Annotated in this window: 21 protein-coding genes, 1 tRNA gene and 3 pseudogenes; 10 read left to right on the top strand and 15 right to left on the bottom strand. The window is 33.5% G+C overall.

Annotation, left to right across the window (positions count from 1 at the left end; genetic code table 11):
* Positions 1-74 precede the first annotated feature (74 nt).
* The 4 genes and pseudogenes from wTKK_RS06240 to wTKK_RS02795 all read right to left on the bottom strand — a co-directional run bounded on the left by wTKK_RS06240 (position 75) and on the right by wTKK_RS02795 (position 4,710).
* A pseudogene (locus tag wTKK_RS06240) lies at positions 75-882 on the bottom strand (EndoU domain-containing protein).
* A 76-nt stretch (positions 883-958) separates the two neighbouring features.
* Positions 959-2,146: a phosphoglycerate kinase gene (locus wTKK_RS02805; RefSeq protein ID WP_407512219.1), complete on the bottom strand. Its 1,188-nt coding sequence runs from the start codon at positions 2,144-2,146 to the stop codon at positions 959-961.
* Between the two features lie 79 nt (positions 2,147-2,225).
* Positions 2,226-3,503 (bottom strand): serine hydroxymethyltransferase, encoded by a 1,278-nt coding sequence (glyA, locus tag wTKK_RS02800; RefSeq protein ID WP_407511938.1) that lies wholly within the window; start codon positions 3,501-3,503, stop codon positions 2,226-2,228.
* A complete protein-coding gene (locus tag wTKK_RS02795) occupies positions 3,475-4,710 on the bottom strand; it encodes an MFS transporter (protein ID WP_407511937.1) in 1,236 nt (411 codons plus the stop codon). Before wTKK_RS02795 ends, glyA begins: the two co-directional genes overlap by 29 nt.
* Before the next feature lie 390 nt (positions 4,711-5,100).
* Here wTKK_RS02795 and wTKK_RS02790 point away from each other — a divergent pair.
* Positions 5,101-5,607: pseudogene (locus wTKK_RS02790) on the top strand (hypothetical protein).
* Positions 5,608-5,623: 16 nt separating this feature from the next.
* Here the strand turns inward: wTKK_RS02790 and wTKK_RS02785 are convergent.
* From wTKK_RS02785 to hemE, 4 genes are all read right to left on the bottom strand, one after another.
* Entirely contained in the window at positions 5,624-5,941 is a 318-nt protein-coding gene (locus tag wTKK_RS02785) for a DMT family transporter (protein ID WP_407511936.1), read from the bottom strand.
* A gap of 48 nt (positions 5,942-5,989) precedes the next feature.
* On the bottom strand, positions 5,990-7,183 hold the full coding sequence (locus wTKK_RS02780; protein ID WP_407511935.1) for a pyridoxal phosphate-dependent aminotransferase: 1,194 nt from the start codon (positions 7,181-7,183) through the stop codon (positions 5,990-5,992).
* A 191-nt stretch (positions 7,184-7,374) separates the two neighbouring features.
* A complete protein-coding gene (locus wTKK_RS02775) occupies positions 7,375-7,584 on the bottom strand; it encodes a hypothetical protein (RefSeq protein WP_407511934.1) in 210 nt (69 codons plus the stop codon).
* Positions 7,585-7,593: 9 nt separating this feature from the next.
* Positions 7,594-8,610, bottom strand: coding sequence for a uroporphyrinogen decarboxylase (hemE, locus tag wTKK_RS02770; protein ID WP_407511933.1), 1,017 nt, complete (start codon positions 8,608-8,610; stop codon positions 7,594-7,596).
* Positions 8,611-9,014: 404 nt separating this feature from the next.
* On the opposite strand from hemE, the gene wTKK_RS02765 reads away from it, so the two are divergent.
* Positions 9,015-9,833, top strand: coding sequence for a transporter associated domain-containing protein (locus wTKK_RS02765; RefSeq protein ID WP_407511932.1), 819 nt, complete (start codon positions 9,015-9,017; stop codon positions 9,831-9,833).
* 234 nt (positions 9,834-10,067) lie between these two features.
* Here wTKK_RS02765 and wTKK_RS02760 read toward each other — a convergent pair.
* A pseudogene (locus tag wTKK_RS02760) lies at positions 10,068-11,396 on the bottom strand (IS4 family transposase).
* Positions 11,397-11,779: 383 nt separating this feature from the next.
* Between wTKK_RS02760 and der the strand changes: the two are divergent.
* The 4 genes from der to lpdA all read left to right on the top strand — a co-directional run bounded on the left by der (position 11,780) and on the right by lpdA (position 16,706).
* The gene (gene der, locus wTKK_RS02755; RefSeq protein WP_407511931.1) at positions 11,780-13,105 is read left to right on the top strand and encodes a ribosome biogenesis GTPase Der; all 1,326 of its coding nucleotides are present in this window, start codon (positions 11,780-11,782) and stop codon (positions 13,103-13,105) included.
* A 527-nt stretch (positions 13,106-13,632) separates the two neighbouring features.
* A complete protein-coding gene (locus tag wTKK_RS02750) occupies positions 13,633-13,875 on the top strand; it encodes a hypothetical protein (RefSeq protein ID WP_407511930.1) in 243 nt (80 codons plus the stop codon).
* Positions 13,876-14,162: 287 nt separating this feature from the next.
* Positions 14,163-14,642: a disulfide bond formation protein B gene (locus wTKK_RS02745; RefSeq protein WP_407511929.1), complete on the top strand. Its 480-nt coding sequence runs from the start codon at positions 14,163-14,165 to the stop codon at positions 14,640-14,642.
* Positions 14,643-15,320: 678 nt separating this feature from the next.
* Complete coding sequence (lpdA, locus tag wTKK_RS02740; protein WP_407511928.1) at positions 15,321-16,706, top strand: dihydrolipoyl dehydrogenase; 1,386 nt, start codon at positions 15,321-15,323, stop codon at positions 16,704-16,706.
* A 1-nt stretch (position 16,707) separates the two neighbouring features.
* Here the strand turns inward: lpdA and wTKK_RS02735 are convergent, their stop codons facing one another.
* Positions 16,708-17,073 carry a hypothetical protein gene (locus wTKK_RS02735; protein ID WP_407511926.1) on the bottom strand — a complete coding sequence of 122 codons (366 nt, stop codon included), beginning with the start codon at positions 17,071-17,073 and terminating at the stop codon, positions 16,708-16,710.
* Positions 17,074-17,146: 73 nt separating this feature from the next.
* Here wTKK_RS02735 and wTKK_RS02730 point away from each other — a divergent pair, with 73 nt between their 5' ends.
* Positions 17,147-18,169 (top strand): UDP-N-acetylglucosamine--N-acetylmuramyl-(pentapeptide) pyrophosphoryl-undecaprenol N-acetylglucosamine transferase, encoded by a 1,023-nt coding sequence (locus wTKK_RS02730; RefSeq protein WP_407511925.1) that lies wholly within the window; start codon positions 17,147-17,149, stop codon positions 18,167-18,169.
* On the opposite strand, the gene gshB is transcribed toward wTKK_RS02730, so the two are convergent.
* Positions 18,154-19,080 carry a glutathione synthase gene (gshB, locus tag wTKK_RS02725; RefSeq protein WP_407511924.1) on the bottom strand — a complete coding sequence of 309 codons (927 nt, stop codon included), beginning with the start codon at positions 19,078-19,080 and terminating at the stop codon, positions 18,154-18,156. The two genes, wTKK_RS02730 and gshB, sit on opposite strands and share 16 nt — an antisense overlap.
* A 63-nt stretch (positions 19,081-19,143) precedes the next feature.
* Between gshB and bcp the strand changes: the two genes are divergently transcribed.
* Positions 19,144-19,611 (top strand): thioredoxin-dependent thiol peroxidase, encoded by a 468-nt coding sequence (gene bcp, locus wTKK_RS02720; protein WP_407511923.1) that lies wholly within the window; start codon positions 19,144-19,146, stop codon positions 19,609-19,611.
* An 8-nt stretch (positions 19,612-19,619) separates the two neighbouring features.
* A complete protein-coding gene (gene recF, locus wTKK_RS02715) occupies positions 19,620-20,699 on the top strand; it encodes a DNA replication/repair protein RecF (protein ID WP_407511922.1) in 1,080 nt (359 codons plus the stop codon).
* 15 nt (positions 20,700-20,714) lie between these two features.
* Here the strand turns inward: recF and wTKK_RS02710 are convergent, their stop codons facing one another.
* From wTKK_RS02710 to wTKK_RS02700, 3 genes are all read right to left on the bottom strand, one after another.
* The gene (locus wTKK_RS02710; RefSeq protein WP_407511920.1) at positions 20,715-21,875 is read right to left on the bottom strand and encodes an aspartate kinase; all 1,161 of its coding nucleotides are present in this window, start codon (positions 21,873-21,875) and stop codon (positions 20,715-20,717) included.
* 88 nt (positions 21,876-21,963) lie between these two features.
* The gene (locus wTKK_RS02705; RefSeq protein WP_407511919.1) at positions 21,964-23,682 is read right to left on the bottom strand and encodes a monovalent cation:proton antiporter-2 (CPA2) family protein; all 1,719 of its coding nucleotides are present in this window, start codon (positions 23,680-23,682) and stop codon (positions 21,964-21,966) included.
* Between the two features lie 5 nt (positions 23,683-23,687).
* Positions 23,688-24,260, bottom strand: coding sequence for a thioredoxin family protein (locus tag wTKK_RS02700; RefSeq protein ID WP_407511918.1), 573 nt, complete (start codon positions 24,258-24,260; stop codon positions 23,688-23,690).
* Positions 24,261-24,362: 102 nt separating this feature from the next.
* Between wTKK_RS02700 and tmk the strand changes: the two genes are divergently transcribed.
* Positions 24,363-24,980, top strand: coding sequence for a dTMP kinase (tmk, locus tag wTKK_RS02695; RefSeq protein WP_407511916.1), 618 nt, complete (start codon positions 24,363-24,365; stop codon positions 24,978-24,980).
* 133 nt (positions 24,981-25,113) lie between these two features.
* Here tmk and wTKK_RS02690 read toward each other — a convergent pair.
* Positions 25,114-25,187, bottom strand: a tRNA-Met gene (locus wTKK_RS02690).
* Positions 25,188-25,199 lie beyond the last annotated feature (12 nt).

Below are 25,199 nucleotides of genomic sequence, written 5' to 3'. Positions count from 1 at the left end.
TAAGTTTCATGTAGCTCTACAAATTGCCCTTAATATAACTAAATTAGCATAAAATGTTTATTTTTTTCAGCGAATCAAGACTTGCTACAGCTACAATTAATACTCTTATCATTACATTTTGGTGTTAAGTCAGGATAGAATGTGAGTATAGTGTCTTTCTTTCTCACAAACACTGATTGATAATTGTCATCTTCCATTTTATACAGACACATTCCATCTTTTCCCAGCTCCTTAAACGCATTAGTCGAAGAAACTAAAATATCATCAGTATGAAGGTTATACGCGTATCCACTTGGGCACTTAACTTTCACTTCTCAATCCTTACCTGGATATTTTATTCCAAATGTGTAAACAGGTGGCTTAATATCTAATTTATTGCACAGAGATTCATTATCCAAAATCGCACCCGTCCACTTATTCTCTTGAGCCTCAACATATCTACCTACAAAATGCATACTACCAAGCCCCAATTTATCTGGTTCACCACAAAAAATATGCCCAAACCCTATAGTTTCTTTTTCAGTTCCGCTATTGGTAAACCAAATCTTAGTCAATTCATCTTTAAACAACCCCAAGTCTGCACTGGGTGTAATCACCTGATAATCAAGCTTATCGTATATCTTTTTCACCACTTCTTGATGCTGCGGACAATCAAGCAAAATTCTGAAATCTTCTTCATCAGGCTGTGTTCCCCAATCTCCACAAACCCTTAATATTCCTCTGTTAAAGTTAGTCAGCTCCGGAAGTAGTAGAATATAGTCTGGATCTGAAGAATCTGTTTTGAAGAATGGCTCAGATTTAATTTGTGAATTTGTATTGTTGAAGTAATTCTCGTTAATGTAAAAAAATAAGTCCTACTACTGGTAGTATTGAGCATAAGATTAATTTAGCTACTTTCTACATAACCATAACACAACGTATAAAAAAGCTAAGGTACAAGCAACAGCTTAAAAAAGTTTTAATTAGATGTTAATCGCAGTCCCGGCATTTTATCACCACTGAGCCAACTTAAAAATGCTCCCCCACCAGTTGAAATATATGTAAAATCTTTATCAGTAAGACCTGCAGCATTTACTGCAGATAGGCTATCTCCTCCTCCTATTACACTGGTTAATTTTCCTTCGTGTGTCAAATTACTTACTACTCTCATCACCTCTACTGTACCATTTGCAAAAGCTGAATGTTCAAAAACACCAATAGGTCCGTTCCACAGCAGAGTTTTACTGCTTTCTATTATACCGCTTATTGTGCTTAAAGTTTGAGGTCCGATATCTAAAATTATATCACCGTCCAAAATGGATTCAGTTTTTCTTAAAACGCCAGTGCTATAATCAGAATTTACTGCAACCAAAACATCTTCTGGCGCAACTATTTTGCAATTGTTTTTATTTGCCTTCTTAACAATATCGTGCAGAAGATCATCAACGCCATTTTGAAAAAAAGACCTGCCTATATTAACTTTATTAAATAATAAAAAATTATTAGCAATTGCGCCTCCCAGAATAAGGTAATCAACCTTTTCTGCTAGTTTTATAAGCATTTTTATTTTAGTGGATATTTTAGCTCCACCAACTATCGCAGTAATAGGTTTAGCATCAAACGATATGGCTTTCTCAAGATATTTTAGCTCATCTTGCAAGCAAAATCCTGAATAAGAAGGTAAAAATTCCGTAATACGTGAAATAGAAGCGTGAGCTCTATGAGAGCAAGAAAATGCATCATTTACATATATATCTGCTAGAGATGCTAATTGTTTAGCAAAATTTGAGTCATTCTGCTCTTCTTCTTTATAAAACCTCAGATTCTCTAGTAATATTATATCTCCTCCATCCATCGCATTTATTACTCTTTGTACTCCCTCACCAATACAATCATCAATAAATTTCACTTCTTTGCTTAGCAGCTGCGATAAAGCTTCAGCTACGTTTTTTAGCGATAAGTTACTGTCTTTGGCTTTTGGACGCCCAAAATGTGAGATAATAATAACTTTTGCACCCGCATTTGCCAAATACTGAATGGTAGGTAGCGCTCTTAAAATACGAGTGGCATCACAAATTCTTTCATTTTTTATAGGAACATTGAAGTCAACCCTGAGCAGAACATTTTTATTGTGAAAATCACAACTCTCTATGCTAAGTACATTTATCATAAAATTAAAGAGCTATAAGATAGCTATACAATAGTTTAACCCAAAGTAAAGAAAGGAAATGTGAATGCCAAATAAATTAATAAATAGGAAAATTACTACAAATCTTTTCAACTTTATTTTTTACTGCTCTTTCAATATCAGGACTATTTCCATTGATTAATCCCTGAATTATTTCATTTATTAGATCAGCTATCTCTTTAAAATCTTCTCTCTCAAGTCCACGCGTTGTCTCAGCAGCGGTACCAAAACGTAGCCCTGAAGTAATGGTTGGCTTTTCCGTGTCAAATGGCACAGAGTTTTTATTGCAGGTAATGCCAGCTCTCTCAAGGCTATTTACAACGTCTTTTCCCGTCAACTTCTGTGACCTTAAATCAACTAGCACAATATGAGAGTCAGTGCCACCAGTTATAACGTTTATTCCATGTTCTTGCAGCGCTTGAGCTAACACTTTTGCATTTTCTACAACTTTTTTACTATAAGTTTTAAATTCTGGCGTTAATGCCTCCTTAAATGCAACAGCTTTTGCAGCTATCACATGCATAAGTGGCCCACCTTGCAACCCTGGAAAAACTGCAGAACTAATTTTTTTATGTAATGCTTCATCATTTGTCATTACCACTCCGCCACGAGGACCACGTAGAGTTTTGTGAGTTGTAGAAGTCATAACATGCGCATATTCAGCAGGTGACGGGTAACAACCTGCAGCAATAAGTCCTGAATAGTGAGCAATATCTGCAAGCAGATATGCACCAACTTTATTCGCAATTTTGCAAAAGCGCTCGAAATCTATTTCTCTTGGATAAGCAGAAGCACCAGCAATGATTAGCTTCGGTTTATGCTCCAGCGCTAGCTTTTCTACCTCGTCCATATCGAGTAGATAAGTATCTCTATTAACTGTATACTGAATCGACTTAAACCACTTACCAGAAAGGTTTGGTGCTGCACCATGAGTTAAATGTCCACCACAATTGAGTGACAATCCAAGTATAGTATCGCCCGGAGTAAGCAGCGAAGCAAACACTGCTTGATTTGCCTGAGAACCAGAATGAGGTTGAACATTTGCAAATTTAACACCAAACAGCTTACAGAGCCTCTCCATAGCTAGACTTTCAATTTCATCCACATACTCACAACCACAATAATATCTCTTACCAGGATAACCTTCTGCATATTTATTAGTCAGAAAAGAACCTTGTGCTTCCATCACTGCTTTACTCGCAAAATTTTCTGATGCAATCAGTTGCAACTGTGATTTTTGTCGCCGCAGTTCTCTCTCTATAGATTGATAAACTTCATCATCAAAAGACTTCAGACTACTTTTAGAGTCATAAATTCTTTCTGAAATACTTGTCATAAGAACTTTTCTTTAACCATATAAATCCAAAAACAGCTAAAAGCAAAAATATAGGAATAATTGATATTGCTTTTACTAGTAACCCAGTACCATACACAGGATTTCCTTGTACTACCATCCCATTCCAATATAAATCTATTATTTTTGTAATTCCTGTATGAAAAAAATAGCCAAAAGCCATAACTATCATGTTTGATATGGCTGTGGCCAAGCCTACCAAGTTATTGTTCACATAACTTATTGATTTGTAAATAGTAATTACCTGATAACCAGACGCAAAGCCGATAACAAGAAGTGCAGTTAGCGCAATATATAAACCTCCAGCTTGTATAAAAAGCAAGATAAAGCTAGCAATCATTGCAAAAGAACAGGCAATAATTGCCTCGTAATGTTTGCCTGGGTATTTTTCCAGTAAATAAGCTAAAAAGAATGATCCAGCTCCCGTACCTATAAACATAAGGGAAGAAAGCGAAGATGCCAGATCCCCGGTGATTTGATATGCTTCACATAAGAACGCTTTTGCCCAACCATCAGCAAAACCTTCTAATGGTCCAACCATTAAGCCACCAAAAAAGCTGATTAGAATGATATTTTTATTGAAAAGTACAGTCTTTAAATCTTGAAGTATGTTGTCATTTATACTCTCCTCTATGTTACTTTTTGGGACTATTAAAAGCAACAACAGAGCAAGCAAACAACCAAACGCTGAGAAAGTATATATAACATAATTCCAACCAAATTTATTGAGCAAAAAGTCTAGAGGTAATCCACCATAAATAGCTCCCAGTAACCCTATTATTATAGATAAACTAGCCATCCTTGCTGATTTCTCTTGTGAGAAATACATACTTGCAACTTTAAAGAGCCCAATTGACGAAGCAGATGACCCAACTCCAACAATCATTCTACCAAGTATTGAGTAATACCACTCATCAAAGCATATTAGTGGTAATGTACCAACAAACGTTAAGACAATACACACAGGAAAAACAAACTTTGGTCCAAATCTATCAAGGGCAAGACCAATAGGTATGTGAGCAAGCGTATAGCCTATATAATATAGCCCACCAAATTGACCAACATCTGTAATACTTATGTTAAATTTCGTTATTAATTCAGGCGCGATTATATTTGGAATTACACGTAATATATACTGGTATGCATAAAACAGCGATGCTAGCAACCATATGAAAAAGCTTCTCTTCAATGCTAATATTACTTAAAAAACAGGATTATATGTATTTTATCAGCAAGGAGCAATACTTTTTTAGATATCTATTCTAATCCGAGTATCTTTCTTAAAAGAGAACTTTTAGCATATCTATAACTGGTTCATGGATAAGGTATATGAAAAAAAATTATACTACGGATGATAAGGATTTTTATAATTTTACCCTTGTTCATCTTAAGCTTTATTTTTTTTTATTATAAGTTTTAGTTTTGTTACAAAGTTCATTTTATTTACGCTTTCATTTCGTGATAACGATTATACTTTAAATAATATAATTTTTAATGAAATTCAGTATCAAAAACGCTGCAGTTAACTAAATATTAACCTTTTCGTGTGTAAAGCATAATATAAGGGCAAGATGAGTGAATGAAAATAGGTAAAATAGGCAATACGCTGCAAAACTACATAACAAAATACATTGAACAAACATTTACCGCACACACAGACAATAGATACGACAGGTTATACAGGGAACTTTTAAGTAGTGCAGAAGTAATAATAAACTTACTGTAAACGAAGAAAAACAATATGACAAAAGCCTAGAAGAACTACATAGCAATTCAATATTTCACGATAAGAAGTTTATTCAAGCTGTTGCTAAACACCAGATATTAGAATTTCTGAATACTCATCCAAAAAAGAAAGAAATCGTTGCAGAATTTAAAAATGAACATCATATCAACAAAAGAGATTTAAAAATTTTAAAGGAAGGAAAAGATTTAGTGAATAAAATAAACGATATTAACTTAATCCAACAAAATGAGTGAAATATTGAACATTAGAAAGGTACTTTCTAAATCAATAGGAATGCCCTCTTCGAGAGCTAAAAAATCCAAAGCAACTTTATTAGAAAGTCCTGAGATGGTAAAATAGACGTACTTAACTTTTCCTAATTGGAAAATACTTTTAATCCTATGATACCCAGCACTACCAGAGCAAGGGAAAATAAACGCCCCAAATTTACTGGGTCATTAAAAAACATTATTCCTATTATCGCTGCACCTATAGAGCCTATACCAGTCCAAACTGCATAAGATGTTCCAAGAGGAATAGACTTCATTGCTAACGATAGCCAGTAAAGACTCACAGAACCGCTAACTAAAATAATTACTACGGGTATAACACGAGTAAAGCCATTGCTATATTTCAGTGCTGTGCTCCATATTATTTCAACCAAACCAGCTAATAGCAAATACACCCAAGCCATAAATCAACTCTATCTTACTGAAATATTACACACAGGAATATTAAAAAGTTAACTTAGCATTTCGCATGCTTTAGTAATACTATCACATCCAATTTCTAATTGTTCCTGAGAGGTTGCATAAGAAATTCTGATAAAATTTTTCAGACCAAATGCAATTCCTGGAACAACAGCAACCAAATGGTCTTCTAATAAATATTCGGCAAAATCAAGATCACTATTTATTACTTTACCACTTTTCGTACTCTTACCCAATAAACTTTCACATGAGACAAACAAATAGAATGCACCTTGTGGAATAGATGCTGACAAGCCTGAAGCAGAATTTAGCTTTTTTACTACAAAATCTCTACGTTCCCTAAACATTTTTGTTCTTTCTTTCAAAAAACTATGATCACCGTTTAACGCTTCAACTGCTGCTGCTTGTGCTATTGAATTTGGATTAGAAGTACTTTGAGACTGCAGTGTAGAAATAGCTTTTACTATATCACTCCTACCTGCAATATAACCTATTCTCCAGCCAGTCATTGCATAGGCTTTTGATACTCCATTGACCACAAAAACTCTATCATAAAGTTTTTGCTCAATCTTAGCAATGGTAAAAAACTTTTCGTCGTATATTATGTGCTCATAAATATCATCTGTAACAACATTCACATGTGGATGTTTAAGCAATACTCTCGCTATGCTTTTCAATTCATCGTATGTATAGACAATTCCTGCTGGATTGTTCGGTGAATTAAGAATTAACCATTTAGTTTTCTCAGTTATATTGCTTTCCAGTAACTCCGGTGTAAGCTTAAAGTTTTGTTTGCACTCTACAATAACTGGCAGTCCGCCAAAAAGATTTACCATATCAACATACGAAACCCAATAAGGAGATGGTATTATAGCCTCATCTCCAGGGTCAATTGTTGCCATAAATAAGTTGAATAACACCTGCTTAGCGCCTGCGCCGACACAAATTTGGTTCAGTGTATATTCTAGATTATTATCCCTTTTTAACTTATTGATTATCGCCTCTTTAAGCTCATGAGTTCCATCAACAGCAGTATATTTAGTTTTACCTTCATTTATCGACTGAATAGCTGCCTTTTTTATATGATCTGGGGTGTCAAAATCCGGCTCTCCCGCAGCTAAAACGCAAATTTTCTTTCCTTCGCTTTTTAATCTGTTTGCCTTATCAGTCACAGCAATTGTAGGCGACGGTTTTATCAGAGACATCCTCTTTGCAAGGTCTGACATAATCTCACTAAAGTTAAATAAAAATGATAAACTCTACACAATAAAAAAGCTAGAAGTTTTATTATTTTACATAAAGGTTGGTATTTTTGTATTCTTAAATATAGATATTAAAAAGCTTAATAAATTGAAAAAGGCGAATAAACACCTGTATAGCGAGTTTTAATAATGTAAATTGGCGCTGTAATAATGTGCTAACAATCACGTTTTCTGAATATAGAAAAATAAAAAAGACATGCAGCCGCCATAATTTTTATGTAATTTACCAATAAATATTGGAGTTTTTTTACTGAATTTTGTCCTTGAGCCAAAAAACAAGGATGAATACTCTCATCGTTACAGTAAGGAAGAGAATGAGGTTTGTCAAGTAAGGGTTTCATTCCACACTCATAAAGGCTTTTCATACAAGAGTTTTAGTAGTTTCTTACTAGGTCCACTAATTCAGCAATATTTTCAACCGGAGTATCAGGAAGCACTCCATGTCCAAGATTAAATATAAAAGGTAACCCTCTAAAACAATCTATTATACGCTTTGCTTCTTCAATTGCTTCTGACTTATTATAGGCCAAAAGACTAGGATTAAGGTTCCCTTGCAGAGGAATTTTTAGATTTTCTTTCGCCCATTCTATTGGAACATTATAATCTATACTTACTGCAGATACGCCTGTTTGTTCGCAGTAATCTGTATAAAGATTTTCAGCAGAGCGCGGAAAACCTATTATTGGAAAATTGGGAAATCTACTCTTTATTGCCGAAACAATTTCCTTTGTCGGCTTGATGATGTATCTTTCAAATAGTTTCCCCTTCAATACACCAGCATTGCTGTCAAATAACTGAATAACATCTGCTCCAGATTCTATCTGTTTGATCAGATAAATAATTGTCGCCTCCGTTATTTTTTTTATTATTTCCTCTAGTGCCAATGGACAAAAATTTAGCACCTTGGAAAAAGTTTTACTACCACCGCCCTCTATGATGTATGAAACTACCGTCCACGGCCCTCCAGCAAAGCCTATAAGCGATTTTTCTTCTGGCAATTGGCTTCTTACTTCTTTTATAGCATTTAGGATTGGTAATGTGTTAGATTCAATTCCTTGTAGACTCTTCAATTCTTTAGCACTTTCTATAGTTCTTATTATTGGACCCACACCTCGAGTAAAATTCACATTACAACCTAAAATGTCAGCTATTATCAAAATATCAGAAAAAATTATCGCTGCATCCATGTCGAACCTTGTTATTGGTTGCAACGTTAACTCTGTTACCAAATTTGTGCTATAACATATCTCCATGAAATTATTCATGTTTTTCACTGCCTTCCGATACTCAGGAAGAGACCTACCAGCTTGACGCATTAACCAAATAGGGACTTTTTCATTTGACTCGTTCTGGCTGATGATTTTTGCTACTTTTGCTTTACTTCTTTTCAATCTACTTTATCTACTTTTTATCTAAACTAAAGTATAACAGTAGTAGTGGTTCTATCAATAAATTGTTATTAACTTAAAATTCAGTAAAAATTAATATTACTTAGCTTGTGAATAAATATGTTAATAACTTCTCTATACTATTGATTTTCCTTTATTATTTATGTGTATAAGTGGAATGTCTAGAATGTTAGTAATTTTCTTTTATGGAAAAAAGATTTACTATCATGGATTGTTATATAATTATGTATATGTCATTGAAAAAATTGTTGATCAATTGTTAGTATTTTATTTCAACAAATAATTCACAAATTAATTTGACATTATTCACATGCTTATTAAACATTTAATAACAGTTATCTTGATAGACCTTATCTAAAGATATTTTCACCATTAAAGGGAATAAATTGAATAAGAAAAGAACTTTAGTAGAAAAAATAGCATATAGAATTTTTCTCTTTCTCTTCAACAAAACTTCTGTATTAAAAAAATGTGCGGCTGAGGCATTAATGGGTGATCTTTCAGGTCTTGACATACTTAATAGTCTATTAAAATTCCGTGATTGTAGTGTCATGGATATAATGACTCCACGTAAGGAGATATGTGCAGTAGAAATTGAATCGAGCAAGGATGAGGTAATAAAGAAGGTGAAGAACACTTACCATGCTAAGATACCAACTTATAAGAATAACTTTGACAACGTAATAGGCTTTTTTTACGTAAAAGATGTCATTTTCAATAAGAATAAAGATTTTAATCTGAGAAATATTATACAAAATGTAATATTTGTTCCAGCCTCAATGAAAGCAACAAATCTTTTTGTTAGAATGAAATCTTCCAAGTCATATTTAGCTATTGTACTGGATGAATATGGCGGAACTGATGGTTTAATTTCGATAAATGATCTTATAGAAGAATTGATACCAAATATTGATAACGAGAATGAGGTAAATTCAGAGCACACCATTACTGAATTATCTCAAAATAAGTTTGAAATATCGGCAAGGGCCCTTATAAAGGATATAGAGGAAAATCTAAAAATAGAGTTGTGTGACTCTGAAGAGCATTATGCCACACTTAGTGGTTTGGTTCTTTCAATTGCTGGTAAGGTACCTTCTGTAGATGAAGTTATAAGATATAAAAATGGTATAAAATTTATCATCAAGGATGCAAATGAACGATACATTAACAAAATAATACTAGACTTAAGTGATTACAAAAATTAAATTCACTATTTTTTAGTGAAAGGTACTTTATCTTGGAAGTAGGGGACATAGTAGCCAGATATGCAATTTAAACAATTTCTTAATATACAAAAGTTTGTAGTTCTATACGTTACTGTTTGATAATTAAGGTGGAATAGTTTTATTGGTGCAAAGTTATAAAAATTAGTTGTTTAAATATTTTTAGCGATCTGTAACTTTCAAAAAGGGATTGTTCTATAAACCATACGCGTCAAGTTAAGGGAAAATGAGGAAATTTAGTGCACTCAAAGTTGATATTCTTGTTTTTCTATATTTGTCTTTTAAGGAGAATTTTGATCAGGTTAAGACGAGTTTTTTTGAGGAAAATTTGTACCTTACTGACTACACAATTTAATGTTAAGAATAGCTGTCTAACTCGCCTTTTAAGCTCAATAAATTCCTTTATTAGACTAAGTTCTGTACTCTTTTTTAGTTCTGTACAACCAACTATTCCATGAAATATAAGAATTGCGCACAATTTAGCGTATAGTTTACACCATACTCTGTATGGTTTTCCTGTAAGTTCGTCAAGCCTGATGTGACTCTTATACAATCTAAATAATAATTCAATCTGCCATCTTACTCGGTAAATTATTAATACCTGATCAGCACTAATTTTATTTTCTGGAACGTTAGTTATGAATATCGACCAATCCAGCAATTTTTGATTCTTTTGAGAAGATGTATATCCATGTGATTTTGCTAACCTATTAGCCCTTCTTCTAATTATAGACTGTTCTTCAGTTAATTTGTGACATATAATTCTCACTTTAATTTTTGTTTCTTTTCCTAATAGCACCTCATTTTCTAGAAACAATTTATCCTCTAAACATTCTAATAACTCTATTTTTTGATTTGTTTCTGTACCATATATGTTGGTACCAGATTTATAACGACTTATAAAATAAGCTCCGGCTCCATTGATTTGTTTAAAGGAACTTGGCACAAAATAACCCAAATCAGATATTAGTCAATCATTGCTCGATATATTGCTTAAATGTCTTCTATACCCCTGATCTGACCTTATTCCCTCAGTTATATTAAGCTGCTCTAATGTCTGGGTTAGGTAGTCAAAAACTAATTGTAACTTTATTCTATACTTAGTATTACTTTCATAAACACTGTAGCTAGTACCATAACCTTTATATATATTTTCCATACCATTAGGTATGGCTGATATAGCTACTATCCAATAGCTTAACACTTCTAAAGTGCTTCAAAATTCTGCAATCAACCTTTAAGATATTTTTAAATAAAACTAAAGACTCATTATACATTCTTTTCATAAATTCCACTGCTTCCTTGGTAAATCTAAAGTCCAGACCTTGTTTTGTTATATTTATCGAGTCTCCATTCAATAATTGACAAATTGTATCTATACTACAATTATCAATCCCTATATTACCCAAGACTATGGCTTTTACAAACGATGAGCCTTTTAGCTTCCTCTTTACTTTTTATGAATCCTGTTGTAGTTGAGATTTTATCTGCTTTTTCATTAAAAAATTCTTTGAGCTTTTTTGAGATGCAAACTATTCTTTTTATTGTATAAGTTCTCCATTTTGTTTGTTAAATTTAAGAGAACTTATATCTTCTTTTTCTTTTCTTTACACCAACTTTACCTCACTTCTTCTTAACTTGACACGTATCGATCATTGAGATTCTCCAATGCTTTAGCTAAAGTTATATATACGTGTCCTGTTGTTATAAGGTGTCCCTAATTTATAAATTTGAGGAGTTAATTGAGCAACTTGATCGAAATTCATTATTAAAGTTTCATTTGCATTATGCATAGCGCCTCCAATTCTACATAATAAACTTAAGATAAAATATACTAATTTTAGGATAGATGTATAATCTATCAAGTCAATAGTTAAAATGAAAAATTTTGATTATAATTTACTATGTATAAAATACGCTCTTAAACTATGCTGAAAATAGTCATAATAGGCCTTCCAAATGCAGGCAAGTCAACTCTGTTTAATAGGCTAGTAAGAAGAAAAGCAGCGGTAGTTAGTGATATTCCAGGAGTAACGAGAGATAGGCGTGAAGGAATTGGAAGAATTGGTGATTTAGAGTTTAAAGTTATAGATACAGGAGGATGGAATGACCAAACCACTTTTTCACTACAAGTTATTGAACAAATAGAGTTTTCTTTATTAAGCGCAGATGTAATTTTTTTTCTTGTTGATGCAAAAGTGCAAAACGAGAAGAATAAAGAGTTTGCAAAGTGGCTGAAGAGAAAAACGAACAAACCTGTAATACTAATAGCAAACAAATGTGAAAGTCATAAATCGGAAAATGTTGATTATTTGCAGTTCTTCAACTTCATAGGTCCGGTGTACATCTCAGCCGAACATAATCTTGGTATGATTGATCTTTATGATATATTAGCTGGTGTTATTGAAGATTTTAACAAAAAAACTGAGCTGCCTGAAAGTGAGTCTATTAGACTGAGGATTGCAATCATCGGTCGCCCAAACGTTGGAAAATCAACTTTTTTAAACAGTTTACTTGCAGAAAATAGACTAATAGTAAGCTCAAAACCTGGTACCACGCGTGACTCTGTGGATATTTCATACGACCATAATGGGAAATTAATCACTCTCATCGATACTGCGGGAATCCGCAGAAAGGCAAATGTTGTTGATAACTTAGAATCAAGATTTGTTGAAAAAAGTATAGAGTCAATAAAGCGCTCTCATGTAGTGATTTTAATGCTAGATTCCTTACTTGGTGTTGAGCAGCAGGATTTATCAATTGCTGAAGCTGCAATTAAAGGGGGGAAGGGAATTATCATTGTTTTAAATAAGTGGGATTTAATAGGTAAGGATGACAGAAGTAAGTTAATAAAATTTGTCAAACAAAAGGAAGTGACTAGGTTATTTTTGGAAGTGCCAACTGTAACAATTTCTGCATTGAAAGGTATGCGCTGTGGTGATGTGATAGATAAGTGTCTTGAAGTGAGTGAATCCTTAAACAAGAAGATCAGCACTGCAAAACTGAATAATTGGCTAATAGATGCTGTGGAAAAACATTCTCACCCACTTATAAAAGGTAGAGCAATTAAAATGAAGTATATTGCTCAAATTGGCACTAAACCTCCAGCTTTTTCTTTGGTATGCAACGTCCCGGAAAGTGTTGATGAGAGTTATAAACGTTATTTGACTAATGGTCTTAGAAAAAACTTCTTTGTTGAAGGCGTACCAGTCAGATTGCTTTTGAAAAAGAACAAAAATCCCTATGTAAAGTAGGTAATCTTATTTAAGTAATATTTTTAATAAATAATATTACTTAAATAAGTAGTTGATAAATTAATATTGTATAGCAAAGTATTAACTTATTTAGTACTTTTGCTATGAATTATAAAGGAAAAGATTTGTTGATACATCCTTAGTGTTTCAGTGGCTTCCCCGAAAATATGGATATCTAATCCCAGAAAATACTTAGAGAGATTGAGCTAATGGGCAAAGAGGGAAAGTATACGTGTAGAGAAATTAGTAATAAATGGATCTGGTTTTACTCCTATGCAACGTAAAGAGTTGGAGAATAAAATATCAAACAGAAAATTTAACCCAAACAAAAATATAGAACTTATAGATTTTAATGAGCTGGATTTAGGGGAATATGAGTTTAGCTTTCATTTACAAAAAATGTGGCAAATTGAAAAATCTAAATGTTCTTTATACAAGGTGTCTCAATATTTTAGAGATCTATACCCTACACTCCAGAAGATGAAAGATTATCTTTTGGTGTTGAGATAGACAGCATACGTATATTTATGTTGTTGGCACTGACGTCTCCTATGATCTATTTTGATTTTGATATCTTACCTACAGAAGACAAGAAAATTGGTGAGATTCATGATAAACAGGGCTTTCTACTTGCTGAAAATGAAGGAAAAGGCCACAGCTACAGCGGTATGATAGATATTGAGAACGCTATCATTGCTGTAAGTGATGCTGGTAGAATAAAGATTACAGAAATTTATAATGAATACTCATTTGACAAAAATCAGTTATAGAAGAAATATTTGGCTTAAAAACCAATGGAGGAGAAGTTGATATTCAATATGACAATAGCTGGACGAAAAACAAGGATGAATTGTATACCAAAGAAGAAATTGCAAAAATAGATAGTGATACTAGAGTTGCAACTGATATGAAAGGGCTGATTACTGAACCAATATACAACGTCGAGCATATGTATAGGGTGTAAAAGTGGTAACATAGTACTTAGTGTTCTATCGTTACATGAAACGTTGTCAAACAAGAGTTGACTATTCGCAGATATTGTAGTAATTCATTAACTATGTCAGGTGTAAATAACAGTTCTATAATTTTTCTCTTATCAAGCGCTGTCGCTTTAATTTTTGCATATGTGCTAGAGTATTTTTTCAATATGATACCGTGTAAGTTATGTATATATGAGCGAGTAGCTTACTATGTTACAGGGCTACTTGCAGTTGCGTACATGTTCAAAGAAAACAAAATCCTAATCTATGCGATGTTTTGCAGCTATCTCATTGGTGCAATAATATCTTTTTATCATGTAGGTCTTGAACTCCACTTATTTCATGATGTTTTAGGCTGTACAGAGCAAGCAAGTGGTAACGTTAGCATAGAAGAGCTAAGAAATAATCTATTAAACCCTAACTACTCTCCGTCTTGTGACAGACCTCATTATATCTTTGGTGTTTCGTTAGCAACATGGAATCTTATTTATCTTATAGTAGCTCTATTCTTATCGGGTAAAATCTATTGTGGAGAAAGAAATAAGGCACAACAATAACTGGTATAGACGCTGTACTTGTACGTTACTTGGTGCTGTCCGTAATTTAAAAATTTGGCAAGTCACACCCTCTGATTCTTGCTCAGCTGTACGAGCATTATGGTTCAGCATGTCAGTGCCCTCTTTCTTGTCATCCGAGCAGCTGACACTGGAGGTGTAACTATCATCTAAATAACCTTCCGTTGTTATTCAACTAGCCTATTTCTTGTCATCCCAGTGCCCAGATACTGGGATTAAGTTTGTCCATAGTCTCACCAAAACGTTGTGTTTTAGCATAATTTTGTGCTCAATATGCCTATTTGTAGTAAAGATTTCAGCATCAAGTGCTGTCCTAAAGCTTTAGCTATAAATATTAATAAATATACCAAGTAAAAAAAAGGCAAAAGAATCCCTATATAGCGAGTTTTAATAATGTAAATTGATAATGTGCTAACAAGCGTGTTTTGGCTGAAGTAGAAAAAATTTAAAAAACATGCAGCCGCTATAATTTTTATGTAATCTACCAATAAATATCTGAGTTTTGTTGTTAAACCCGCGGAGATTAAAAATAAGGATAAATACTCTTATTAGTATAAGAAGAAACGTGGGAAGGTTTGTCAAGCCGCTTCTATGCACCTGAGCATTGATCATACGGGTTCCATCTGTTATATATAATCTTTTTGAATACGAAGAAAGCTGATGAATGAGTATGATATTACAGTTATAGGCAGCGGTCCTGGTGGTTATATAGCAGCAATTAGAGCGGCACAGTTTGGATTGAAAACTGCAATTATTGAAAAGGAAGAAAATTTGGGTGGTATATGCTTAAATTGGGGGTGTATACCAACAAAATCGCTACTTAGAGCATCTGAAATTTATAGGTTAATAACAAGATCAGAAGAATTTGGCGTAAAAGTAAAGGATGTAAGTTTTGATATACAATCAATAGTGAAATACTCAAGAAACGTTGTTGATAAATTGTCAAGCGGTGTTGCATATTTGATGAAAAAAAATAACATCAAAGTTCATCAAGGCTTTGGTAAACTTGCAGGTAATCGTACTGTAAAAATTCTTAATGACAAAAAGGAGGAGGAAATTTCTTCCAATCATATCATTCTAGCAACAGGTGTTAGAGCGCGAAATCTACCTGGAATAGAGGTGGATGGAGATTTAATATGGAATGCGCAGCACGCTATGACTCCAAAGAAGTTACCAAAATCGCTACTAATCATAGGTTCTGGTGCGATAGGAATAGAATTTGCAAGTTTTTATAGTACTTTGGGGGTTGATGTAACAATTATAGAAGTAAAAGACACTATTTTGCCGCTGGAAGATAAAGACATTTCAAATTTAGTACAAGAGATATTTACAAAACAAGGAATAAAAATATATACGAGCAATAGTGTAAAAACTCTCACTAAAAATAAAGACTCTGTTCAAGTGCAGCTAAGTAGTGGTGATAATAAAGAATTCGATAGAGTAATTGTTGCAGTTGGCGTTCAAGCAAACACTGAAAATATAGGTTTAGAAAATACAAAAATTAAGTTGAGTCCTTCTGGTTTCATTGAAACGAATGAGTGGTATGAAACAAGTGAATCAAGTGTGTATGCAATAGGTGATGTAGCTGGTCCCCCATGTTTAGCGCATAAAGCAAGTCATGAAGCTGTAATCTGTGTTGAGAAAATTGCTGGTAAAAATGCTCATAAGTTAAAAAAAGAGTGCATACCAAATTGCACTTACTCTCATCCGCAAGTAGCAAGCGTTGGCCTTACTGAGGAACAGGCAATAAAAAGTGGATGCGATATAAAAGTAGGAAAGTTTCACTCCAACTTTAATGGTAAATCTATTGCACTAAGTGAAACTGAAGGTTTAGTGAAAACAATTATAGACAAAAAAACAGGCGAACTTCTTGGAGCTCACATGATAGGAGCGGAAGTAACAGAGTTAATTAGCAATTTCGCTCTTGCAAAGCAACTAGAGGGAACAGACTGCGACATAAAATCTACTATTTTTCCTCATCCAACTATTTCGGAAATGATACACGAATCAGTACTTGCTGCAGATGATGAATCGTTAAATAGTTAAGCTAATGATTCATTGTTTTAGAGCTACAATTATCCTGATTAGGCGATTGAATTCTAATAGATTGATTACCAATATCGGATTTTTCTAACTTTTCTTTTAACCCTTCAGCTGCTTCTTTCACTTCAAGTTTTTTTTCCTTATTAAGATCCTCTGGGCTTGTTCTTTTACTGTCTAAACCTTGTCGTCTATCAATATTTTTATTGAGTTGTTCTTGCTGAGGTAGATCAGCAACTGAGTTAAAAAGAGCTTTTGTTATGCTTTTCAACAATCCTATAAAACCTCGGCTTTCGCCTTCTCTTTGCTCTTGAGGCTTGTTTTTCACGTTTTTACTGTTGCTACTTTCAGGCATTTTAAACTCAACTATCATAAAGCTTGATAAAATTTAACATGCAGGTTATTAAAAAATGATTAATAATCTATTATCAAATTGCTATTTACAGATGGATATTATTCTAGCAACAGGCGGTACAGGTGGGCATGTTTTTCCAGCTATAACCTTAGCAAAAGCACTAAAGGTACAAGGGCACAATTGTATATTATTCACTGATCAAAAAACCATCAATGCAGAAAGTTATATTTTACCATTGTGCAAGCCAAGTGGCAACAAATTGAAGTTTCTCTTTTTATTAATGTATAGTTGCGTATTAGCACTGTATCAAACAAGAAAACTAAAACCAAAGCTAATCATTGGTTTTGGTAGCTACGCTTCTTTTCCAACTCTTTTTGCAGCAAAGATTTTTTCTATACCTATAATTTTACATGAACAAAATATAGTTTTAGGGAGAGTAAATAGATTGTTTTTCAAGAGTGCAAAATTAATTGCAACTAGCTTTCCAGAGACTAAGTATGCAGAAGGTAGTAAATGCGTTTTTACAGGAAATTTTGTCGATATAGAAGCACAAGGCTATTCTAGAGCTGAAACAGTTTTAAACGTGTTAATAGTAGCAGGCAGTCAGGGTGCAAATTTTTTTGATGATGTAGTGAGCAGCGTAATTTGTGATCTAACTGTTGAAGTAAAAGAGAGGATTAGAGTAACGCAGCAATGTACGAAGAAAAATATAAACAAGGTCAAGAGTCTATACAAAAGTGAAGGAATTGATTGTGAGTTAAGTGAGTTTCTCGATGATATGGAAAATAAACTGGCCAATGCTCATTTGGTAATTAGCAGAGCGGGGGCAACTTCAATAGCAGAGATTACTCTTGCTGAGCGTCCTGCTGTATATATTCCTTATCCTCACTCAAAAGATAACCATCAATTTTATAATGCAAAACATATTGAAGATTCGGGAGCAGCTGTAATGGTTGAGCAAAATAGTAACGCGAAAAAGAATCTAGGAGAGTTGCTAGTTGATTTATTGCAAAATTGTCAAAAATTGCTTGACATGACTAATAATGCTAAGAAAACAAGAATAAGGAATGGAGTTGCTGAATTTATTAAGGCAATAGCTCAAGAACTTAGTTGACGAATTGCTTTTTCTTCAAATGCATCCCATAGTTCTTTTTCTAGTGATTTACTATATAACTTATTGATATAAACTACTCCCGTAGGCGAAGTTGTGTTAATTTCAAGAAGGAAGTCATCTATAATATCAATGCCAACGAATATTAACCCTCTTTTCTTTAGCTCAGGACCAATTTTATTACATATTTCGTTGTCTCTATCATTCATTTGGACAGGCTCAAAACTTGCTCCGAGTCTCAAATTTGTTCTGATTTCTCCTCTAGACTTTGGAACTCGCTTCATTACTCCTATTGGCTTTCCATCCAGTAGCAGTATTCTTTTATCTGTATTTATCTTTTTACAAAACGCTTGTGCAATTACAGGACATTCATATTTTGCAATCATGAGATCGACTACTACTTGAATGCTATTTTGGTCTTGTATTCTTATTACGTCATTTCCTCCATAACTATATAGTGGTTTCAAGATGATATCTTGATAGTCGTGACAAAAATTTCTAATCATCGATATATTTTCAGTGATCAAAGTTGGAGGAATTAGCTCTGGAAACAGTAAAGTAATTAATTTTTCAGGGCAGTTTCTTATTTCTGTTGGATTATTTATTACTAACGCATTAGTCTTTTCTAAGATATAGGTTGTTGTAATGTACCGCATATCAAATGGTGGATTCTGTCTGATAAATATGATATCAATTTCATTTAGGTTGATTACTACATCCTCTTTTGAAATGAAGCTATAATCATCAACACTGACTTTCTGAGCAAGGGCAATTGGCTGATTTAACTTGAGTGCTAAATTATTAGGTACATAAACAAAAATTTCGTACCTCCTTCTTTGCGCTTCTTTTATTAATGAAAATGTAGTATCAGCTTCAAAATTTATACTTTCATCCATCTGAAAAGCTACTTTCATTTATCCTCCCTTCCTACTACAATATAATATTGTAACATAAAAGTGTTAATAATGGAGAAAAGTATGGAATTAACAATAGGAAATAATGCACCTGATTTTAGCTTGCCAATAGACTCTGGTGAGATTTTATCACTGAGTGAATTTTTTGATAAAAAAAATGTAGTTCTTTATTTTTATCCTAAAGACGATACTCCGGGCTGCACAATGGAGGCAAAAGGCTTTAGAGACAATATAGAAAATTTTTCTTCTCTTGACACAGTGATAATTGGTGTATCAAAAGATAGCGTTAAGTGCCACGCTAACTTCAAAGCAAAATATTCTCTGCCATTTTCTTTAGTTTCTGATGAAAATGCTGAAATGTTGGAAAAGTATGGTGTTTGGGTAGAGAAAAGTATGTTTGGCAAAAAGTATATGGGAGTAGAGCGTACTACTTTTTTAATAGATAAAAAAGGTAAAGTAGTGAAGATTTGGAAAAATGTAAAAGTGAGTGGACATGTTGATGAGGTTTTAGAGGAAGTAAGCAGAATATAAATTAAAGAATGGCTACCCATTGCTATATAAAAAAATTGAAATTACATAATTTCCGTAGTCATTCAAATTTCGAACTGGATTTAGACAATAGATCGGTTGTAATAACTGGTCAAAATGGTATTGGTAAAACTAATATACTTGAAGCAATCTCATTGCTTGCTAAAAGTAATGGCATGAAAAAAGTAAAAATTAGTGAGATGCAAAATAGACTCAGTAATGAAGATTGGGCAGTGCATTATGACTTTTTTAATGGAACATACTTTAACTCAATTGGTATAGGAAAGAATCTTAATAATAAACTAATACAAATTGATGGAAAAACACAATCAAGTTATTCATCTCTGTATAGAATATCCAATGTAATATGGCTCATTCCACAAATGGACTATATTCTTCTTAATTCTCCGAGTGACAGATTAAAATTTTTAGATCGTATCGTCTCACTGTTTGAAGAAAATTACACTTATTGCTATATGAAATACAGGAAAGCTAAACATGAGCGAAGTAAACTGCTTAGAGAGAATATTTTAGACGAAAATTGGCTCTCTAGCCTTGAAAATGTCATGGCTACCAATGCAGTTGATATTTTACGTATGCGTTTGTCTGTTTTAAAAATACTACAGAGCACAATTGATAACCATTCTTGTGAGTCTTTTCCAAAGGCAAGTTTGAAATTTAGCAGTCAGCTAACTTTGAACGATACTGCAGAATATTTTCAGAATCGTCTAAAGGAAAATAGAGAAAAAGACTCATTAACTGGTAGAGTAACCTTTTCTGTACATAATGATAATTTTCGGGTTTTTTGCCAAAAAGGGGACATGCCAATAAATCTTTGTTCTACTGGAGAGCAAAAGCTATTACTGCTTTCTATCATCTTATCTAGTGTAAAAGCAAGGTGTATTCATTACAATAAAGCACCTCTTCTCCTGCTTGACGATATAATGTCTCATCTGGATAAAGATTACAGAAAGGTGTTAATTGAGGAGGTGTTAAGCATTCAATGTCAAACTTGGATAACCGATGTAAATCAAGATAATTTCAATAACTATCTTTGCTCTTTCAAGTTTTTTGAATTATCAAGTAAATAAATTTCAAGCGTGCTGTCATACATCAAGCTCATATTCGGTATGTAAATCTCTAATTAAAGCCTTAGCGTGTTTTTTTTGAACAACTATACTGATCTTGATTTCGGACATTGTGATAGCAAGTATTTCTATCTTTTTTTCGCTTAAAACCTTGAGTGTGCGGTACATCACTTCAGTGTTAGACATAACACCAATACCAATTATTGAAATTTTAGCTATATTATTGTTTACGACATAATTTTCATTTTTGTTCAATAACTTTATCATTAAATCAACATCAAATTTAGAAATCAAAACGCTCGACCCATGTATCATGTCAACTTTAACGTTTGCTCCTGCTATATCTCTTAAAGTATCCAGAGTATTTGCAAAGTTAGTAAAAGTTACAAGAGCTTCGTGAGTGCTATAAGTTATTCCAGTAATTAAGTATCTTTCCAGTACATCTTTTTCGTGTAGTACTGTAGTGCCTTCTCCTTTCTCAAAAGTGGATAACACTTGCACCTTAATATTATGCTTCATTGCAAGTTGTACTGAACGATTATGCAATATTTTAGCACCAGATGACGACATCTCCAATATTTCATTGTAAGAGATAGATTTAAGCTTGCGTGCCCTTGGAACAATTTTTGGGTCTGCTGTGTATATTCCGTCAATATCAGTAAAAATTTCACAAGTCCTAATACCAAAAACTACAGCAAAGGCAATTGCTGAGATGTCAGATCCTCCTCTACCAAAAGTAGTGATTCTATCATCGTATATACCCTGAAAACCAGCAATGATTGCAGTAGTATAACCCTCAGAAAAAGATCTTTTTACATGGTCAATTTTTATCTTTTTTATTTTAGACTCAGAATAAAAATTATCCGTTAGAATTGGTAACTGCCAGGCGAGCCATGATTTGGCATTAACTCCAATAGACAGAAGAGTGATAGCTAATAACCCGCAAGAGACTTGCTCTCCTGCTGAAAGCAGGACATCATACTCTGATAACTCTTGTCTACAATTTAAATTTGAAATTTGCCTGGCTTGAAAAGCCATTTGGTCAGTGAATCCTGCAGCAGCGGATACAACAGCAATTACATTATAACCTTTTTCAATATCGTTTTTTATTAGATTTGCAACTCGATTTAAGTCAGTTAGCGAAGTACCACCAAATTTTTTTATTATTATTTTGTTCATAGTTACAATAAGGTCAATTTCACCTTTCTAGAGAGTATAGTTGCTCAATAAATGCGTTTTTCTGGTCACTAATTAAAGTGATAGAGGATTATTCATCTTTATCACTACCAAGGTCTTTTAACATACTGTAGTTGCCTTTTCTAAATTTACCTTTTAAAGATGTAACTCCGCTCTCGCTAATACCACTTAAACTTAATGCTGCTCCACCCAGCTGCAATCCAATTTCAGACGTTTCGGGAATAACTTTACTAGCCCCTAGATCTTTATAAACCTCCACATTATTCAAATCTGGTAAACGTATTATAATATTTACATGCGGGAAGTTTGTTGCAACTAGAGAAACTATTTTCTTTATAGTGACTTCGTTCTTTATTGAAACCACAAGAGCTTGAGCTCTTTCTATTCCTACTGATTTTAAAATTTCATATCTTGTAGCATCTCCAAGATATATAGGGAAACTGTCATTTTTTCCTTCTTTCACTATTTTTGATTGAATATCAACAACAACATAACTTAAATGCTCCGCAGTAAGCATTTTCGTTACCATATATCCCACTCTACCAAAACCGGCAACTATTACGTGGTTATAAAGATCTTGTGTGTCTGTTTCGATTGCTTCATCGTCTAGTATTATTCTTTCAGTGCTAAATGAATTTGCTATCCAGTCTCCAATTCCCGATAAAAGAGGAGTAAAAGCCATAGTTACTGTAGTTACCATCATAAGCACTTGAGCGATTTCACTTGATAGTACATCTAATTCATTTGCTAAACGGAATAAAATAAATGCAAATTCACCGCCTTGTGCAAGCAGTAATCCAGCTTGTATTGCAGGTGCACTTCTAAATCCAAAAAATCTACACAATGTATATATAATGGACGTCTTTAAAACGATAAGGATAACTGATAATAAAGTAACGATTGGTAACTTATTGAATAAAAGGTCAATATCAATAGACATGCCAACAGTCATAAAGAATAAACCAAGAAATAAGTCTTTAAATGGCAATACTGCATGTTCTACCGAATTCCTGTGTTCTGTTTCTGCAACTAGTAACCCAGCAACAAATGCGCCTAATGCCATTGATAAATGAAATTGTTCAGTAATAAATGCTGATCCTAATATTATCAGAAGTGTTGTTGATATAAAGATTTCATTACTCTCCATTTTGGCAATAACCGAAAACAATGGCCTCAGTAACAACCTACCAGTTACAAATATCAACACCAATGCAATAGCTGCTTGCACTAATGAGCCTGCCAACGAGCTTATTAAGCTGTGTTCAGAATTGCCAGTAAGCAGGGGCACTAGTACTATTAGAGGTACCACTGCAAAGTCCTGCATTAGTAGCACTGCTATTGACAATCTACCAACTTGGCTTGCTTGAGAACCCTTTTCTTGCAGAACCTGCAACACTATTGCTGTTGAGGATAGTGCAAGTCCACCACCGATAACTGCTGCCATGTTTGTATTTACTCCAAAGGCAAGAGCAATACACCATATTGCTATCATGGTAACTATAACTTGAAGGGAACCAAACCCAAACACATGCCTACGCATAGCGATAAGGCGTTCAAATGTCAATTCAAGACCTATAATGAACAATAGGAAAACTACGCCAAACTCTGCAAAGTTATCCATTACTTCAACTGAATGTATCAGATTAAATCCATGAGAACCAATCAATGCACCTGCAACAAAGTAACCAAGTACTGGGCTAATATTCATTTTCCAAAACGCTATGACTATAAACACAGCAGCAGAGAGTAAAATTATAATATCAAACAAATGCTGAGAGCCGCTGTGCATAATATTTAACCTGTAGAATTAGACCATTTTATTGAACAACCAATGCTTGATTTTTGGTCAACTGGAGGATTGCTAGTTTCTGCAATAAATTTCATGGCTTGAAATAGATCACTACTTCCTACTTCGTAATTTTGAACTTTCTCTTTTTTTGTGTTGTTAAAACGCCCGCGATAGCAGAGGGCTAGTTTGGAATTAAAGCCAAAAAAATCAGGGGTACAAACAGCACCATACTCTTTAGCTACTTCTTGGTTATTGTCAATCAAATATGGAAATGTAAACTTATTTTCCCTCGCAAAATTAATCATGTTTTCAAAGGAGTCTTCTGGGTACTCATTTACATCATTTGGCATGATTGCAACGGCGTTTACCTGATAATCTTTTTTCAACAAATTAACATCGCTTACTAGATTGCTAATAATTGATTGAACGTAAGGACAGTGATTGCATATAAACATTATAATGAGACCATTTTCCCCATAGCAGTCACTTAATGTATAATATTTGTTATCCACTCCCAGGAGATTAAAATTCTTTGCATCAAAGTCTAACTCTGTCTTAGGAGTGTCTAGCGTAACCATAGCTCATAGAGAATTCTATACCGTAATCTATGATCTTATTGCTTAAATGTCAAATGTTTTCTATGTACACTGTTTGCATTTAGCATTGTAACTATAAAATTTATGTTCATAACCTTCGAAGGAATAGATGGTTCTGGTAAAACAACACAGTCTGAGTTACTTGCAAATTATTTCAAGCAAATTCACGGTGAAAATAATGTCGTATTTACTAGAGAACCAGGTGGTACTGATTTTGCAGAAAAAATAAGAGGATTACTACTTAAGGATAATATTGATCCTATTTCTGAACTCTTGCTGCTTATCTCGATGAGGCACAAACATATGAAAAAATTAATATTGCCAGCTCTCAAAGAGGGAAAGACAGTTATTTGTGATCGATTTATCGATTCAACTATTGCGTATCAAGGGTATGGACTAGGTGTTGACTTGAGTCTAATAAGAGACTTACACAAATTAGTGGAAATTAAATATCCAGATATCACATTTATTTTAGATATTGATGTTCAAATTGGACTCAGCAGAGCAAAGGATAAAAATAAGTATGAAGAAATGAGCATTGATTTCTATCACAAAATTCGAAAAGGATTTCAAGAAATAGCCGTAAAAGAACCTAATAGATGTAATGTTATTACTGTAATTGCAGATAAAGACAACAATAAAGTGTATAGTGAAATTATTGATGTAATAAGAAAAAAGAAAAAAGGCATGCAGCCGCTATAATTTTGTCAATAAATACCCTGAGTTTTTTTACTGAATGCTACGATTGAGCCCACAGGTCAAAAACAAGCTTCGAGTTAGAAACATCATTGCTATTATAAAGAGAAACCACAATGTTTGTACAATTGAAAGACGGTTGCGGGAGTAGGATTTGAACCTACGACCTTCAGGTTATGAGCCTGACGAGCTACCGAGCTGCTCCATCCCGCGTCGTTGCTTATC

The sequence above is a fragment of the Wolbachia endosymbiont of Trichogramma kaykai genome (assembly GCF_045765165.1).
Taxonomy (GTDB): Bacteria; Pseudomonadota; Alphaproteobacteria; order Rickettsiales; family Anaplasmataceae; genus Wolbachia.
Note: the sequence above shows the minus strand (reverse complement) of the source record. Positions and strands in the feature narration are given on the sequence as shown.

Excerpts from the sequence above, each read along its gene's own strand:
- glyA (WP_407511938.1), bottom strand. The coding sequence starts at position 3,503 with ATGACAAGTATTTCAGAAAGAATTTATGACTCTAAAAGTAGTCTGAAG.
- wTKK_RS02785 (WP_407511936.1), bottom strand. The coding sequence starts at position 5,941 with ATGGCTTGGGTGTATTTGCTATTAGCTGGTTTGGTTGAAATAATATGG.
- wTKK_RS02780 (WP_407511935.1), bottom strand. The coding sequence starts at position 7,183 with ATGTCAGACCTTGCAAAGAGGATGTCTCTGATAAAACCGTCGCCTACA.
- wTKK_RS02775 (WP_407511934.1), bottom strand. The coding sequence starts at position 7,584 with ATGAAAAGCCTTTATGAGTGTGGAATGAAACCCTTACTTGACAAACCT.
- der (WP_407511931.1), top strand. The coding sequence starts at position 11,780 with ATGCTGAAAATAGTCATAATAGGCCTTCCAAATGCAGGCAAGTCAACT.
- wTKK_RS02750 (WP_407511930.1), top strand. The coding sequence starts at position 13,633 with ATGTTGTTGGCACTGACGTCTCCTATGATCTATTTTGATTTTGATATC.
- wTKK_RS02745 (WP_407511929.1), top strand. The coding sequence starts at position 14,163 with ATGTCAGGTGTAAATAACAGTTCTATAATTTTTCTCTTATCAAGCGCT.
- lpdA (WP_407511928.1), top strand. The coding sequence starts at position 15,321 with ATGAATGAGTATGATATTACAGTTATAGGCAGCGGTCCTGGTGGTTAT.
- wTKK_RS02735 (WP_407511926.1), bottom strand. The coding sequence starts at position 17,073 with ATGATAGTTGAGTTTAAAATGCCTGAAAGTAGCAACAGTAAAAACGTG.
- wTKK_RS02730 (WP_407511925.1), top strand. The coding sequence starts at position 17,147 with ATGGATATTATTCTAGCAACAGGCGGTACAGGTGGGCATGTTTTTCCA.
- gshB (WP_407511924.1), bottom strand. The coding sequence starts at position 19,080 with ATGAAAGTAGCTTTTCAGATGGATGAAAGTATAAATTTTGAAGCTGAT.
- bcp (WP_407511923.1), top strand. The coding sequence starts at position 19,144 with ATGGAATTAACAATAGGAAATAATGCACCTGATTTTAGCTTGCCAATA.
- recF (WP_407511922.1), top strand. The coding sequence starts at position 19,620 with ATGGCTACCCATTGCTATATAAAAAAATTGAAATTACATAATTTCCGT.
- wTKK_RS02710 (WP_407511920.1), bottom strand. The coding sequence starts at position 21,875 with ATGAACAAAATAATAATAAAAAAATTTGGTGGTACTTCGCTAACTGAC.
- wTKK_RS02705 (WP_407511919.1), bottom strand. The coding sequence starts at position 23,682 with ATGCACAGCGGCTCTCAGCATTTGTTTGATATTATAATTTTACTCTCT.
- wTKK_RS02700 (WP_407511918.1), bottom strand. The coding sequence starts at position 24,260 with ATGGTTACGCTAGACACTCCTAAGACAGAGTTAGACTTTGATGCAAAG.
- tmk (WP_407511916.1), top strand. The coding sequence starts at position 24,363 with ATGTTCATAACCTTCGAAGGAATAGATGGTTCTGGTAAAACAACACAG.